We start from the raw sequence: 14,315 nt of genomic DNA, 5'->3' as shown, positions 1-14,315 counted from the left end.
TATGTTTCGATCACGCCACACACCTAGTCGCTCGGGCGCGCTTGTGCCAACCCCGCGCAACGGATACCCGCAGGCCATGCTCCACTGGATCCGCCGCCAGTTCGACGCGCATCCGGTGCGAGCTGTGATGATCGTCTTCGCCGCCTATACGGTCTTCAAGATCAACTTGAAGTTCTTCGCGCCGGAAGGGCCCTGGTGGCGCGGCTGGCACGACCAGAAGCAATATCTCCTGTCGGCCAGGGCGTTCCTGCGCCTTGATCTGAGCCCGGACCAGCATTGGTATCCCTTGCTCTATCCGCTCGCGGGCGCCCCCTTCGCCTGGGCGCCCACGCCGTTCGTGCCGATCAACCTCGGTTGCTACGCGCTAGCCTTTTGGGGCTTCCACCGGGTCTGCGCGCGCCTCGGCGTGGGGAGCTTCGCCGCCGGGCTGCTGTTCCTCGCCGCGACGATCGGCGACCTGCGCATCTCCAAATTCTGGCTCGAGCCCTGGACGACCACCATGTCCGCGGCCTTCATCTGGCTGGCCTTTGCCGAGGCCGCCGACATGATGTTCGGCGTGCGCCGCCGGCCCTGGCTGCTCGGCGCGCTGCTGGCGGGAATCGCGCTGGTCCGCCCGGCCGATGTGGTGGTGGGCGCAGTGATCGGTGGTTTCGCGCTGTGGCGGCCGGTGCTGATCGAACGGCGCTGGCCTGATCTCGCCCGGGCGATCGGCGGGGCGGCGGCGGCGTTCCTTCCCTATGTTGCGCTCTATCTCGCCATCTATGGCTGGCGGCTCAGCGACTATACGCTGCTCTCGGGCGATTACGGCTTCGCCTTCGCCGATCTGGGCTGGAAGGCAAGCATATTGCTGGTCGATCCCTCGCCTTGGTTCCCGGGCGAGACCGGCTTGTTGCGCGAGCTGCCCTGGCTGCTCACCGGCGCGGCGGGCCTGATCCTCGGCGTCATGCGGCTGCGAGGGCCCGCCCGCTGGCTGACGCTCTGCATGGCGCTGGCGGCGTTGCTCTACACCGCGATGATGCTCGCCTATGTCGATCTGGTGCCCAGCGGCATGTGGCGTTTCTTCAACGCCCATTATTTCAAATGGCTGTTCCCGATGGTGGCGCTGTTCACCTGGCTGCTGCTCACCTGGCGCGACCTGCGCGGGCTGGCGGTGGTGGCGGTGCTGGTGCTGCTCGCCAGCTTCCGCGTCGTGCCGCGCCCCGCCATGCCGCAGGAGCCGGCCAAGGCGCTCGCCTTCGCTGCGCCGGCGGCGCCGTGGCAGGACGTCTATTTCGCCCGCTCGGCGGTGGTCGACGCGCGGGGTGCGCAACGCAGCCCGGCCGATTACCACCAGCTGCCGGTCGGCGATCGCGTGCTGGCGATCGCGTTCAAGCGACCGTTCGAAGGCGATGCGCGCTGGTATGGCGTCACGCCGCCCAGCGTCGCGACCTGGCCCAGGGGCAGCGGCAAGGCGGAGGTGGTGCTGCCGGGCAACTGGCCGCAGCGGCCGGTCGCGCGCTATGCGACGAAGCTCGAGTTCGGCTATCCCTGCTGGGCGCCGCCATTTCCCTGCGGAACGGGGCCGGGGCCCGCGCTGCCGAGGAATTGAGGCGATCAGACCTTGGCGGAATAGATCATCCGGCCCGGGCCGAGCCGCTCGAACAGCTTGGCCAGCTCGTGCTCGCCCACTGCGAAACAGCCCTGGCTGCGGCCCAGCTTGCCGTGCCGGCCGATCATGTCGGTGTTCGCATACCAGGCCGAATGGACCACGATCGCGCGGTCCAGCGCATTGTTGTTGGTCGGGTCGAGCCCGAGCAGGCGCTGCGAGTCGCCATGCTTGCCGACATAATAATCGGCGGTCAGGAACGCGCCTTCGCACGTCGCTTCCGAATTCACTTCGTTCGAGAAGCGCTGGAGCAGCCCGGTATGCTGGGGGTCCGAGCCGATGCCGTGCGCGACGAGGAATCGCTCGACCTGGCCGGTGCCCAGGTTCACCACGAAGAAGCGCGGGCTGTAGGAGGGCGAGGCGAAGTCGGCGATCGCGATCCGGTCGTGCGACGGGATGCGCATCGAATGGCGGTTGAGCGCGGCCAGCGCCTTCTTGAACAGTTCCGGGCGAATGCCGGCAGGCACGCCGGGCACCTTGGCGGCGGCCACTTCGGGCGCCTTGGGAATTTCCGGGATCGGCGCCGGGACCGGCAGCGCCGCCGGTGCCATCGCCGTTTCGATCGTGCGCGAGGCGCAGGCCGAAACCACCGCGCCGCTCGCCATCACCAACGCCGTCCTCAACAAGGCGCGACGCGACTGAACCGTATCGAGACTATCCATCACTGTCCAAAAAGCCCGCTGCTCGTCCCCAGGGGGAACCTATACCAGACAGATGGTAAGCGCGTTGCTCAACATCTGTCCCAAGTTGCGCGACTCGCCGCATCGTTCGCCCGGTTCGCCGAAGCCTCCCCGAAATCCGGAACGTTGCCAGCGATTTGACCGTGCGAATATCGCCGATTCGGCAGCGGCACGAAATTAGGTTAATTTCGTTAAGGAATCGCCCTGAGCCGTCCTGGCTCGTCGGATTCGGAGAGCTGTTCGATGCGTTCCGGCACCTTTGCCGTCTTTCTCCTGGCCTTGGCCACGATTCTTCCCATCGCTCCCGCCGCCGCGCAGGTGACTGCATCGGATACGATGCAGGTCGCGCCGGAGGGGCTGCGCAACGGCCAATGGGTCTGGTACGAGCAGCCGCAGATCATCCGCGCGAGCACGACCGGCTGGGATCCCGTCTCGATCGTGGTGAGCATCCCGGACCAGCGCGCCTATGTCTATCGCGGCGGCAAGCTGGTCGGTGCGAGCACGGTGTCGACCGGCTCGGACGGGCACGAGACGCCGGCCGGTGCCTTTACCATCCTTCAGAAGAAGGTGTTCCATCGTTCGAATCTCTATTCGAATGCGCCGATGCCCTATATGCAGCGGCTCACCTGGGACGGGATCGCGCTGCATGCCGGCCATCTGCCCGGCTATCCCGCCTCGCATGGCTGTATCCGTTTCCCCGCCGCCTTCGCCAGGCAGCTCTACGCGCTGACCGAGATCGGCGGCGACGTGATGGTGACGGACGAGCCGGTGACGAATCCCGAGCGCTCCGGCCCGTCCACGCCGCTCCTGATGGCCGATGCCCGCAATCTGGGCGGCGAGGCGTTCAACATGGTGACCATGCCCGGCGCCGCGCCGCGTCCGCAACTCCAGCCGGCGAACTGGGTCACCGGCCCGGCTCGCGAGATCGTCCAGCCGCTTCCGCGCCGCGGCTCGCGTTAGTCGCGCACGGGCTCGGCCGGCGACAAATAAATCTGTTGCCCCGCCGGCCCCGGGATCGGCTAAGGCCGCGCGCATGACGATGTCCTTCGCAGATGCCGCCGACGCGCTGGTCGAGGTCGGCCGCCGGCTCGATGCGCGCGGCTGGGCGCCCGCCACCGCCGGCAATTATTCCGTCCGGCTCGACGACGGCAGCATCGCCGTCACCGTGTCCGGCTGGCACAAGGGGCGGCTGACGCCGGCGGGCATCATGCGAGTCGATCTGGAGGGGAAGGGGCTCACCCCCGGCAAGCCATCGGCCGAGACGGCGTTGCACCTCGCCATCTACCGCATGTTCCCGGATACGGGCGCTGTGCTCCACGGCCATTCGCCCGAGGCCGTCGGCATGAGCCGTGCCGCTGCCGATGCCGGGGAATGGGTGTTCGCCGGCCATGAGATGCTCAAGGTCTTCCCGGGCAACACCACCCATGAGGCCGAGATCCGCCTGCCGATCGTCGACAACAGCCAGGACATGGCGGTGATCGAGGAAGCGATCCGTCCGGCGCTGCTGGCGCCGAACGCCGCGCCCGCCTATCTCATCCGCAGCCACGGGCTCTATGCCTGGGGCAAGGACCTGGCCGAGGCCGAGCGCGTGCTCGAGGGCACCGAATGGCTGATCGCCGCCGAACTGGCCGAAAGGGCATGGAAGCGATGACGCATCTCAGGGTCTATGACGAGGCGGGCGGCGCGCCGCTCGCCGACACGCGCGATCCCGGAGCGATCGCGGCGGCGCTGGCGCCGGTCGGCGTCCGCTTCGAGCAATGGCCCTCGCGCCCGCTCGCCGCCGATGCCGGGCAGGACGAAGTGCTGGAAGCCTTCGCACCCGAAGTCGAGCGGCTGAAGGCGGAGAAGGGCTACCGGTCGGTCGACGTCATCCGCATGGTTCCCGATCATCCGGAAAAGGGCGCGCTGCGCACCAAGTTCCTGTCCGAGCATCGCCATTCGGAGGACGAGGTCCGCTTCTTCGTGGAGGGCGAGGGGCTGTTCACGCTGCGCGCGGGCGAGCGCATCTATGCCGTGCTGTGCGAGGAAGGCGACTTGATCTCGGTGCCCGCCGGCACGCGCCACTGGTTCGACATGGGGCCGAACCCGCGCTTCACCGCGATCCGCCTGTTCACCAATGCGGACGGCTGGATCGCCAACTTCACCGGCGACACGATCGCCGATCGCTTTCCGCGCCACGAGCCGGCCTGAACCCTAGGCCGCCATCTCCGCGATGGCGGCGGGATGACGAGGCAAGAATGACCGACAAGCCCAAAGCCATCCTTCTCGACATCGAAGGTACGACGAGCAGCATCAGCTTCGTCGCTGATGAGCTTTTTCCTTATGCACGCAAGCATTTGGCGGAGTTCGTTGCGAACAATCCCGAAGTCGCCGCGCCGATCCTGGCCCAGGTGCCGGGCGACGATCCCGTCGCCACGCTGCTCGCCTGGATCGACGAGGACCGCAAGGAGACGCCGCTCAAGACACTCCAGGGCATGATCTGGGCCCAGGGCTATGCCGACGACGAGCTGCGGGGCCATGTCTATCCCGACACGCCCGAGGCGCTGCGCCGCTGGACCGCGGCCGGTCTCGCGGTGAACATCTATTCCTCCGGCTCGGTCGCCGCGCAGAAGCTGATCTTCGGCCATTCGATCGCCGGCGATCTCACGCGGTTCCTCAGCGGCTATTTCGACACGACCACCGGCCCCAAGCGCGACAGCGATTCCTATACGAAGATCGTCGACGCGCTCGATCTCGCGCCGTCCGAACTGCTTTTCGTCTCGGACATGGCCGCCGAAGTCGATGCAGCGCATGAAGCGGGCCTCCAGGCGCTGCTGATCGATCGCGCGGGCGGGCCGGCCGACATCCACTCTCTCGCGGAAGTCCTCCCATGATCCTCGAAGGCAAGCCCACCCGCTCGATCCGCCGCACCGAAGACGGCAAGGGCGTGGTGATCCTCGACCAGCGCAAGCTTCCCTGGGAAGTGCGATGGGTCGAACTGCGCGACGTCGATGCGGCCGCGGTCGCGATCCGCGAGATGTGGACGCGCGGTGCGCCGATGATCGGCGCCACCGCCGCCTATGGCTATGCGATGGCGCTCGCGGCCGAGCCGGGCGATGCCGGCCTCGCGGCGGCCTATGCGACGCTGTTCGAGACGCGCCCGACCGCGATCAACCTGCGCTGGGCGCTCGATGCGGTCCGTGCGGCGGTTGCCGATCTGCCGGAGAGCGAACGTGCCGCGGCGGCGTTCCGGCGCGCCGACGAGATCTGCGACGAGGATGCCGGGCTCTGCCGTTCGATCGGCGAGCATGGCCTGGCGCTGTTCCGGCAACTCCATGCGCGCAACCCCGATCGTCCGCTCAACATCCTCACGCATTGCAATGCCGGTTGGCTGGCGACGGTCGATTACGGCACCGCCACCGCGCCGATCTATCTCGCGCACGATGCCGGCATTCCGGTCCATGTCTGGGTGGACGAGACGCGTCCGCGCAACCAGGGCGCGCTGCTTACCGCCTTCGAGCTGCGCAACCACGGCGTCCCGCACACGGTGATCGCCGACAATGCCGGCGGCCTGCTGATGATGAAGGGGCAGGTGGATGCCGTGGTGGTCGGCACCGATCGCGTCACGCGCAACGGCGACGTCTGCAACAAGATCGGCACCTATCTGAAGGCGCTGGCGGCGCATGACAACGAAGTGCCCTTCTATGTCGCGCTGCCCTACACCACCTTCGATCCGAACACCGAGAGCGGTGCCGACATCCCGATCGAGGAGCGCAGCGCCGAGGAACTGACCCGGCTGAGCGGGCCGGGCGCAAGCGGGGAAATCGGAACTGTCCGTGTCACCGATTCCCCCGCCGCCAATCCAGCATTCGATGTGACCCCCGCGCGGCTGGTGACGGGCTACATCACCGAGCGCGGAGTGCTGGACCGGATCTGAGAGGCGCTTCGGTCTCCTGAAGGCCCACCACTCCGACTGAGAAGCGGTACAACTCCAATCTGTCCCGCGGCCCGGCGAACGTGCCGGAAACGAGACGAGTTGCACGCCGCACGGCGAAGCGGGCGCTTCCGTGGATGAAGCGCCCGTCGGCCGAGTCGCAGGGACTTGCCGCTTCCAATGCGGGATTTTCGTGCTTGGCTCAGCGGATGACCAGCCTTCGCCCCTGCCCAGCGCCAGCATCCGCCGCGGCGAAGCCCCCGCGCGGAGGAACGGAAAAGGGGCGTTGCCGAAACTGCCCGAACTTCCGTGCTCAGCCGGCCAGGCGTTCGCGGGCGTCGGCGATTCGCGCGATCGCGGCATCGAGCGTGGCGTCTTCCTTGACGAAGCAGAAGCGCAGCACGCTGGTCACCGGCTGCTCGGCATAAAAGGCGGATACAGGGATCGAGGCGACGCCGGCCTCGTCGATCAGCCGGTTGGCGAAGGCGACATCGTCGAGGGCGATGCCTGAAGCGGCAAGGTCGACCGAGAGGAAATAGGTCGCCGCGCTCGGCAACACCGCGAAGCCGGCGGCCTCGAGCCCGGTCCGCAGCCGGTCGCGACCCTGCTGGAAGCGGTGGCGGGCCTCCTGCACCCAGCCGTCCTGGGTGGCGAGGCCCTCGGCCACCGCCCATTGCAGATTGGGCGGCGTGGTGAAGGTGAGGAACTGATGCGCCTTGGAAAGCACGCGGGCAATGGGCGCGGCGGCGCACATCCAGCCGACCTTGAAGCCGGTCAGCGCGAAGATCTTGCCGGCCGAGCCGATCTTCACCGTGCGCTCGCGCATGCCGGGGAAGCCGATCAGCGGCAAGTGGCGGGCGCCGTCGAAAGTCACATGCTCCCAGACTTCGTCGCAAATCGCGACCAGATCGTGCGCGACGCAGAAATCGGCAAGCATCGCCAGTTCGTTGGCCCCGCACATGGTCGCCGCGGGGTTGAGCGGATTGTTGAGGATCAGCACGCGCGTCTTGCCCGAGACCGCGGCTTCGAGCGCCGCCCGGTCGATCTTCCATTCCGGCGGCTGGAGGCGCACGAACTTCGGCACGCCGCCGGCCTGGCGGATCAGGGGCACATAGGCATCGTAGAGCGGCTGGAAGCAGATCACTTCGTCGCCGGGCGAGACGCAGGCGAAGATCGCCGCGGCCAGCGCCTCGGTCGCGCCCGAGGTGACCACCACTTCCTCTGCCGCCAGGTTGAGCCCCTGGTGGCGGGCATAATGATCGGCCACCGCATGGCGGAGCTCGGGCAGGCCGAGCATCGGCGGATATTGGTTCGACCGTTCGACCACTGCTTTCGCCGCCGCCTGCAGCACCGCTTCGGGTCCGCACCCGTCGGCGAAGCCCTGGCCCAGGTTGATCGCTCCGCTCTCGCGGGCGCGGGCGGACATGGCTTCGAAGATGGTGGTGCCCATCCGGGCGTAGAGCGGGTTCATGGGGCCGAGCTTGTGGCGGCTTGCATCTTTGGGTGCAACCGCCGCATTAGCCTGACGTTCAGGCTTGCGCCAATAGAGGAAGACCATGAGCAAGAAGCCGCCACTGCCCGAGGATGCCCCGTCGACCCATCCGGTCGAGGAGGCCCCGCACGACCATCACGAGGGGAGCGAGGCGCTGCAGGCCGTCAAGGACATTGCCGAGGCCAGGAAGCGCTGGAAGCCCGATGCCAAGCAGATCGGCATGGGTGCCGCGATCGGAATCGGCTCGGCGGCGATCGTCGCCGGCCTGCTCTACTGGCGGGGCGGCAAGAAGTAGCTTCGGCTGCCCGGCGGCGAACCGGATTCGTCGCTCGATCTTCGTCCTACGTCGCACCCGCCTCGTCATGCGGCGCGCGCCCGGCCACAGCGCCCGGGTGCCGGCGCGACCTGAACCCGACAGTTGCGCCGGCATACATCCCTGTACCGGTCCGGATCGACGCCCGAGCCGGTGCCTGACGGGCGCCCTGCTTGCCGGGGCGCCCGTCTTGCGCGCCCGCGGCCTCGATCGACGGGTGGCGCCCGGTCCGGCCTACCGGGCCCGCGCCGGCGCCACCGATGCGCGGATATGGAAGACGTTGAACGCGACTTCGTCCATCTGGACCGGCCCGAGCATCGTGTAGCCGTCCGCCGCCACGGTTTTGGCCAGGCCGCCGAGCAGCATCTCCTGGCGCTGCTTGAGGAACGCATCGTCGGTCGGCGGCGGTATCGTCGCGGTCACCGCGCATCCGCCGGCATCGCAGCGGAAATCGACTTCGGTGAGCAAGGGATAGGCCCGGCGCCCGCCCCTGCGGCGATCGTCCCGGCCCTGCCTGTGCCGTCCGCGCTCCGCTGCACGAGCCAGGCTCCGGCCGCGACGATCGCTGCCGCGCATCCCAGCATGAGCGCCTGTCGCGGCGCGACCTTGCGATCCCTTCCCATGTGCACCTCGATGGCGGAACGTCGTCGGGGTTCCGCCCCGCGCCGCGGGGGTGCGGCGGCGCGGGGCGGAGTCGGTCAGCAGATGGTCGAGCCGGCCGGGCAGCCCGGCGAGTTCGGACCCGCATCTACATTGGGGTTGAACCCCGGCGTGATGCTCGTGTTCAGCGCGGCGGCGAGCACGCCCGAGAAGCGCGCGTCCTTGTTGTCGAAATTGCCGCTGCCGAAATTATAGTTCGAGATCGCGTTGCGAACGCTGGCCGAGGGATAGCCGTTCCAGCTGATCAGCGGCTGGATCAGCCACTGTCCGGTGCCGTTCTCGGGCGGCTCGTCGCCATTGTCGGTCTTCGAGAAACGCCACAGATGCGAGAAGCCCCAGGTCTCGTAATGATAGACCATCTTGACGTGCTGGCCGGTCGCGTCGCTCTGGAAGCGCAACTGGCCGCCGCTGGTGGCGCGGGTTTCCCAGCCGCCATGATCGCCGCGCGTGACGCCGACCACGGTGCTGTTGGTGCCCTGGTCGGTCGTCCAGACGATGACCGATTCCCAGTCATAGGCGTGCGAGAAGTCCGACTGCCAGAAATAGCTGTAGACGCGGGCGCAATAGCCGTTGTTGCAGCGGGCGCGGACATAGACGTTGCTCGTGGTCCGGTAGCTGGGATTGCGGCACGACGCGGGCGGGCGGGTCGCATAGGTCGAGGCGCCCGGGCTGATCGCGCCCGAGGCGTTCACCGCCGGCACGTTGAAGCAGACGTCGGTGTCGAAATCGATCGCGGGCTGGAACCGCTTGTCGAGCGCAGTGGCCAGTTCCGGCAGTGGCGCGACCGGCGCCGGCCAGCCCTGCGCGTGCGCCGCTCCCGGCAGCAGCACGGTCAGGGCTCCGAAGGCCGCAATGGCAAGCGAGCGGACGGGCAGCGAGCCCGAGCCGGCGCGCGCGCCCCGTTTGTCGTCATGCGACCCGTTCAGCATCTGAAGTTGGTTTTCCATACAATCTCCCGTTGTACAGTTTAATTTACCTTGCTCATCGCAATATTGTCTCCACGATCCTAATATCGTGAAAATAAAATTTCTATATTATTGCGATTCGCGCGGGGAAATATTTACTTATATTGTGAAGGGAATGTTTCACTTTCCCAGTTTTATCGTTAATAGATCGAATGATATTGGTATTATCGGTCTGTAATACGGGGTAGGGCGGATGGTTTTCCGGTAAATTATTTTCTTTGTGAGCGTTGGGATGTCATGGGTCGGTGCACGATGCCCGGCTCCCCCTTCAGCTTGTTCCGATGCTGATGCGCGCATGTGCCGTCACAGGAGGAGACGGAGGATTGCGAATATCCGGACAAAGATTTTGTGGGCTCGGTGATCCGCGGTCCGCGAATGGCCGGAGCGCCCGAAGCGAGCGACTTCGAACCCTGCGGGCTCGCAAGGGTGAGTGCCCGCCCGAGCTTGTGCGGGGTTGCAAAGAGAGAATGGCGCCCGAAAGGAGCGCCTTCGAACCCTGCAGGGGTTCGCAAGGGCGAACTCCCGCCCGAGCTTGTGCAGGGTTCCAAAAAGAGAATGGCGCGCCCGGAGGGAGCGACATCGAACTCCGCAGGAGTTCGCAAGGGCGAACGCCCGCCCGAGCTTATGCGAGGCTCCAAAACAAAAATGGCGCGCCCGGCTGGATTCGAACCAGCGACCACGAGCTTAGAAGGCACGTGCTCTATCCAACTGAGCTACGGGCGCGCGCAGGGCTGCCCTAGCGTGGATTGCACGGTAGCGGAACCAGGATCATAGTCCGGGCATGAGCCAGGGGGACGGAAAACCGGCGCAGGTCGCTGCGAACGCGCTGCGCGGCGGACATTTCCGCTATTACGACTTCGTGATGGCCGCCTTCGTCGCCATCATCCTGCTTTCCAACGTGCTCGGCGCGGGCAAGGTCTCGCAGGTCTGGCTGCCCTTCTACAACGGCTATTGGCCGTTCGGGGCCGGCATTCTGTTCTTCCCGATCTCCTATGTGATCGGCGACGTGCTGACCGAGGTCTATGGCTATGCCCGTGCCCGCCGGGTGATCTGGGCCGGCACCGGCGCAGTGCTATTCATGGCCTTCATGTCCTGGGTGGTTGTGGCGCTGCCGCCGGCGCCGAGCTGGGGCAACCAGGCCGCATATGAGACGATCTTCGGCCAGGTGCCGCGCATCGTCCTCGCTTCGGTCTGTGCCTTCTGGGCGGGTGAGTTCGTCAATTCCTACGTCCTAGCGCGGATGAAGATCCTGACCGGCGGCAAGATGCTGTGGACCCGCACCATCGGCTCGACGATCGCCGGCGAAGGCGTCGACAGCCTGATCTTCTATCCGCTCGCATTCCTCGGCGCGGAGGGCTGGACCACCATGCTCGTCATCCAGGTGCTCTTCACCCAATGGGCGCTCAAGGTGGCGTGGGAAGTGATCCTCACGCCGGTCACCTACCTCGTCGTCGGCTTCCTCAAGCGCCGCGAGGGCGTGGATGTGTTCGACACGGGAACCGATTTCACGCCCTTTGCCATGCGGGTGTGAGCCGATGACCTGCCCGCTCCGGTCCGGCGGCCGGTTCCGGCCGCTGCGTCTGCGCATATCCGAAGGAAGGGCTGACAGGGCACGGAATTGCTGGCATCCTCGACTGGCAATCAGCAGGGAGGCAGGGCATGACCGCGACGACCGAAGAGACTTTCGGCAGCACCGGGCACGTTAACATCTTCTTCCGTTCCTGGCTGCCCGAGGACGCCGCGCGGGCGGTGGTGGTGATCTGCCACGGCTTCAATGCGCATGGCGGCCAATATGCATGGGTCGCGGCGCGGCTGGCCGAGCGCGGCTTCGCGGTCTATGCGCCTGATCTGCGCGGACGCGGGCGTTCCGACGGCGAGCGCTTCTATGTGGAAGACATTGCCGACTATGTCGATGATCTCGGCGGAGCGATTGCGATCGCCAAGTCGCGTCATCCCGGACTCAAGATCTTTCTGCTCGGCCACAGTGCCGGCGGGGTCACCGGCGCCACCTATGCGCTGGAAAACCAGGCGGAACTGGCCGGCTTCATTTGCGAGAGCTTTGCCTTCCAGGTGCCGGCGCCCGGTTTCCTGATCGCTGCGATCAAGGGGCTCGCGCACGTTGCGCCCCATCTCGGCGTGCTCAAGCTCAAGAACGCCGACTTTTCGCGGGATCCGGCGGTGGTGGCCGCGCTCGATGCCGATCCCTATATCAAGGACGAGACCCAGCCCGCCGCCACCGTCGCGGCGCTCGCCCGTGCCGACGAGCGGCTGCGCGACAGCTTCCCGGCGATCACCATTCCGCTGCTCATCCTGCACGGCACCGATGATCATGCGACGGTCTGCCACGGCAGCGAATTCTTCCACGAGACCGCCGGGTCGAGCGACAAGACGCTCAATATCTATGAGGGGCATTATCACGATCTGCTCGCCGATCTCGGCAAGGATAGCGTGATGGGCGATGTCCTCGCCTGGATCGATGCGCGCGTATAGGCGCAAATTTACGGAAGTTACGTATTTGCGTCCAATATCATAAATTATTGTTACGTATTATTGCTCGAACGAGGCGGTTCGGTGCGCGAGTTCTCTATAGCGAGGGGAGTGGCAACCATATTGTTGCCTCCGCTGAGAGATTTGCCATGCACTGGTTCGTCGCCAACGCGCCCATTCGCAAGAAGCTGCTCGTGTCGTTCGGCTCCATGGTGGGGCTTGTCGGGCTCTCGCCGCTGACATTGCTGCTCGTGCCCAAGCTCGCGCTCGTCATGGGCGTGATCGCCACGCTGATCGCTGCGGGGCTGGCCGGCTGGTATCGCCATGCGATCGCCACGCCCTATGTGACGACGGTGGTTCGCATGGAGGCGCTGGCCGCCGGCGATCTCGCCAGCCCGATCCAGTTCACCGACTATCGCGACTGCGTCGGCCGCCTGACCAAGGCGATGTTCTCGTTCCGGGACACTGCTGCCGCGCAGATCCGGCAGAACGAGGAAGCCGAGCATCATGGCGAAATCGTGCGCGGGATGACCGTCAATCTGGAGCGCCTGGCCGAAGGCGACCTGACCGCCGACATCGTCGAGGAATATCCCGCCACCTATGCGAAGCTGCGCGACAATTTCAACGCGGCGCTCGCTTCGCTGCGCACCTTGCTCGGCGCAGTGAGCGAGAGCAGTGCGGCGATCCATACCGGGTCGGGCGAGATCGCCCAGGCGTCGGAGGATCTCGCGCGCCGTACCGAGGCGAATGCCGCCAGCCTCGAGCAGACTTCAGCTGCAATCGCGCAGATGGACGAGCGCCTCAAGGCAACCGCCGCCGCGGCGAGCCGCACCGTGGCGCGCGCCGATGGGGCCACGGCAACGGTGTCGGGCGGCCGCGAGGTGGTCGACCAGGCCGTCCAGGCGATGAACCGGGTCAACGACAGTGCCAAGGGCATCGACTCGGTGATCGAGGGCCTCGACAAGATCGCGTTCCAGACGCGGGTGCTCGCGATGAATGCCGCGGTCGAGGCCGGGCGCGCCGGCGAGGCGGGCAGGGGGTTCGCGGTCGTCGCCGATCTGGTCAGCGCGCTGGCCATGCGCGCCGAGGAGGAGGCGGGCCGAGCCCGCGAGCAGCTCACCGCTACCCAGGTCGACATCCTCGCTGCGGTGGAGATGGTCGAGAAGGTCGATGGCGCGCTGGCGAACATTGCCGAGGATGTGAGCGGGGTGCACACGCTGCTCAATCAGATGGCCGAGGACAATCAGGCCCAGTCCACGGCGATCGGGGAGATCAGCACCGCGATCGGGGTGATGGATCAGTCGACCCAGCAGAACGCCGCGATGGTCGAAGAGACGTCGGCGGCGGCGCGCAACCTTACCGTGGAGGTCGCTACGCTCGCCGAACAGGCGGGGCGCTTCCAGGTGACGGGCGCCGGCAAGCCGCTGTCCTATCCGGCGCCCGGGCTGGCGGCCTCGTCGCATCGCGAGCGCAGAGCGCATATGCTGAACTGAGCTGCTGCTCCCCGGCGAGGCCGGGGCCCGGATCTCCGTGTCGCGCTGCCTGGATCCTGGGCCTTGGTCTTCGCCGAAGAGTTGCCATGCCGGGGATGCGCATCATCGCGCCAGGAACCAAATAGGTTCTAGATACGATTGAAGCCCGAGGCCGGAATCGAACCGGCTCGTCGCGGGTTTGCAATCCGCTGCGTTCCCATTTCGCCACTCGGACCTGCCGATATCCCTGGTGTGACCGGAGGGAGTTGCGCCCGTCTAGCATCGGTTCCACACACCGACCGCGCACTGCATTGCGTTCGGCCACCACAGGGAAGCTCAGAAAAGCGTTGATTTTCGGGAGTCTGGTCAGGGCGACGGGATTTGAACCCGCAACGTCCCGGTTTCAGGCCGGACGCTTTGACTCTCTTGGGCTACACCCTGAGAACGGGCGCAGCAACGCGGTCCGTCAATGTCGACAGGTGCCGGGTCGCGCTCGCGAAGGGAGAGTGATCGCAGTCATGATGGCGCATCCATCGCATGATTCCTGCGAAACCGCAAGCCTATTTGGATAGGGATGCGAGAAAGCGCCCGTCATCCGGGTCCTGTGCCGGGATCCACTGCGCGGCAGGCCATATGTTCGACATGCGCGGCAAGGCGTCCCCCGGGGTAAGTCCGGGATGGCGATGGC

14 protein-coding genes and 3 tRNA genes are annotated in these 14,315 nt (G+C 66.5%); 10 read left to right on the top strand and 7 right to left on the bottom strand.

The features are described 5' to 3' along the window. Positions 1-76 precede the first annotated feature (76 nt). On the top strand, positions 77-1,588 hold the full coding sequence (locus FFS08_RS08690) for a DUF2339 domain-containing protein (RefSeq protein ID WP_137862923.1): 1,512 nt from the start codon (positions 77-79) through the stop codon (positions 1,586-1,588). Positions 1,589-1,593: 5 nt separating this feature from the next. Here FFS08_RS08690 and FFS08_RS08685 read toward each other — a convergent pair whose 3' ends face one another. After that, on the bottom strand, positions 1,594-2,307 hold the full coding sequence (locus FFS08_RS08685) for a murein L,D-transpeptidase catalytic domain family protein (RefSeq protein WP_137862922.1): 714 nt from the start codon (positions 2,305-2,307) through the stop codon (positions 1,594-1,596). 261 nt (positions 2,308-2,568) lie between these two features. Between FFS08_RS08685 and FFS08_RS08680 the strand changes: the two genes are divergently transcribed. The 5 genes from FFS08_RS08680 to mtnA all read left to right on the top strand — a co-directional run bounded on the left by FFS08_RS08680 (position 2,569) and on the right by mtnA (position 6,241). Further along, positions 2,569-3,285, top strand: coding sequence for a L,D-transpeptidase family protein (locus FFS08_RS08680; RefSeq protein ID WP_137862921.1), 717 nt, complete (start codon positions 2,569-2,571; stop codon positions 3,283-3,285). Between the two features lie 73 nt (positions 3,286-3,358). Beyond that, positions 3,359-3,976: a methylthioribulose 1-phosphate dehydratase gene (locus FFS08_RS08675; RefSeq protein WP_137862920.1), complete on the top strand. Its 618-nt coding sequence runs from the start codon at positions 3,359-3,361 to the stop codon at positions 3,974-3,976. Then, positions 3,973-4,515 (top strand): cupin domain-containing protein, encoded by a 543-nt coding sequence (locus FFS08_RS08670; protein ID WP_137862919.1) that lies wholly within the window; start codon positions 3,973-3,975, stop codon positions 4,513-4,515. The genes FFS08_RS08675 and FFS08_RS08670 overlap by 4 nt, the downstream gene beginning before the upstream one ends. 47 nt (positions 4,516-4,562) lie before the next feature. Then, positions 4,563-5,198: an acireductone synthase gene (mtnC, locus tag FFS08_RS08665; RefSeq protein ID WP_137862918.1), complete on the top strand. Its 636-nt coding sequence runs from the start codon at positions 4,563-4,565 to the stop codon at positions 5,196-5,198. Next, entirely contained in the window at positions 5,195-6,241 is a 1,047-nt protein-coding gene (gene mtnA, locus FFS08_RS08660) for an S-methyl-5-thioribose-1-phosphate isomerase (RefSeq protein ID WP_137862917.1), read from the top strand. Before mtnC ends, mtnA begins: the two co-directional genes overlap by 4 nt. Positions 6,242-6,551: 310 nt before the next feature. Here mtnA and FFS08_RS08655 read toward each other — a convergent pair whose 3' ends face one another. Further along, a complete protein-coding gene (locus FFS08_RS08655; protein WP_137862916.1) occupies positions 6,552-7,709 on the bottom strand; it encodes an aminotransferase in 1,158 nt (385 codons plus the stop codon). An 85-nt stretch (positions 7,710-7,794) separates the two neighbouring features. Between FFS08_RS08655 and FFS08_RS08650 the strand changes: the two genes are divergently transcribed. Then, complete coding sequence (locus tag FFS08_RS08650; protein ID WP_171012537.1) at positions 7,795-8,025, top strand: hypothetical protein; 231 nt, start codon at positions 7,795-7,797, stop codon at positions 8,023-8,025. Between the two features lie 252 nt (positions 8,026-8,277). Here FFS08_RS08650 and FFS08_RS08645 read toward each other — a convergent pair whose 3' ends face one another. From FFS08_RS08645 to FFS08_RS08635, 3 genes are all read right to left on the bottom strand, one after another. Then, complete coding sequence (locus FFS08_RS08645) at positions 8,278-8,619, bottom strand: hypothetical protein (protein WP_137871827.1); 342 nt, start codon at positions 8,617-8,619, stop codon at positions 8,278-8,280. 122 nt (positions 8,620-8,741) lie between these two features. Beyond that, complete coding sequence (locus FFS08_RS08640; protein ID WP_137863831.1) at positions 8,742-9,650, bottom strand: NPP1 family protein; 909 nt, start codon at positions 9,648-9,650, stop codon at positions 8,742-8,744. Positions 9,651-10,314: 664 nt separating this feature from the next. Continuing rightward, positions 10,315-10,391: transfer RNA gene (locus tag FFS08_RS08635), tRNA-Arg, on the bottom strand. A 58-nt stretch (positions 10,392-10,449) separates the two neighbouring features. On the opposite strand from FFS08_RS08635, the gene FFS08_RS08630 reads away from it, so the two are divergent. The 3 genes from FFS08_RS08630 (at position 10,450) to FFS08_RS08620 (ending at position 13,648) form a co-directional block, all read left to right on the top strand. After that, entirely contained in the window at positions 10,450-11,199 is a 750-nt protein-coding gene (locus FFS08_RS08630; RefSeq protein WP_137863832.1) for a queuosine precursor transporter, read from the top strand. A 128-nt stretch (positions 11,200-11,327) separates the two neighbouring features. Then, positions 11,328-12,158 carry an alpha/beta hydrolase gene (locus FFS08_RS08625; protein ID WP_137863833.1) on the top strand — a complete coding sequence of 277 codons (831 nt, stop codon included), beginning with the start codon at positions 11,328-11,330 and terminating at the stop codon, positions 12,156-12,158. Between the two features lie 146 nt (positions 12,159-12,304). Continuing rightward, the gene (locus tag FFS08_RS08620; RefSeq protein WP_137863834.1) at positions 12,305-13,648 is read left to right on the top strand and encodes a methyl-accepting chemotaxis protein; all 1,344 of its coding nucleotides are present in this window, start codon (positions 12,305-12,307) and stop codon (positions 13,646-13,648) included. Positions 13,649-13,790: 142 nt separating this feature from the next. On the opposite strand, the gene FFS08_RS08615 is transcribed toward FFS08_RS08620, so the two are convergent. Next, positions 13,791-13,862, bottom strand: a tRNA-Cys gene (locus FFS08_RS08615). A gap of 128 nt (positions 13,863-13,990) precedes the next feature. Then, positions 13,991-14,068, bottom strand: a tRNA-Ser gene (locus FFS08_RS08610). Positions 14,069-14,315 lie beyond the last annotated feature (247 nt).

Origin of the sequence: Sphingomonas sp. 1F27F7B, assembly GCF_005503355.1 — a bacterium.
Classification (GTDB): domain Bacteria; phylum Pseudomonadota; class Alphaproteobacteria; order Sphingomonadales; family Sphingomonadaceae; genus Sphingomonas.
This window is presented reverse-complemented; position numbering and strand designations above follow the sequence as displayed.